The organism is Paenibacillus solanacearum (assembly GCF_910593845.1).
In the GTDB taxonomy this organism is placed as follows: domain Bacteria; phylum Bacillota; class Bacilli; order Paenibacillales; family NBRC-103111; genus Paenibacillus_G; species Paenibacillus_G solanacearum.
Genome location: NZ_CAJVAS010000134.1, coordinates 1 through 437, shown reverse-complemented (window position 1 = coordinate 437; position 437 = coordinate 1). Strand labels below are relative to the sequence as shown.

At 46.5% G+C, this 437-nt stretch carries 1 protein-coding gene; it reads left to right on the top strand.

Annotated features, from left to right (window positions below):
• The coding region (locus tag KXG62_RS33940; RefSeq protein WP_218096405.1) for a transposase at positions 1 to 429 on the top strand (429 nt) is incomplete at its 5' end.
• Positions 430 to 437: the final 8 nt, after the last annotated feature.

Below are 437 nucleotides of genomic sequence, written 5' to 3'. Positions count from 1 at the left end.
ACGAATCTATCTGTCGCTGAATTTCCGCCGGATGAGCTTCGGTCCATTTATCACATGCGCTGGGGCATAGAGACCTCGTTCCGCGCGTTAAAATACACCGTCGGTCTGACGAATTTCCATGCAAAGAAACAGGAGTCCATCGTCCAAGAGATTTTCGCAAGAATGATCCTCTACAACTTCGCTGAAATGATGACCTCGCACGTCGTCATTTCGCAAATGGATAAACGGTATGCCTACCAAGTCAACTTCACAGTCGCCGTTTATGTTGTAAGACAGTTCCTACGCTCAAAAGACAATGAACCCCCGCCCGATGTTGAAGCGCTGATTCGTAAAAACATTTTACCGATTCGACCCATTCGACCGGGACAGAAGAATACGCGTAAAATCCGTTATAAATCAGCCGTTAGCTTCGTTTACAGAGTAGCATAATTCGGTTC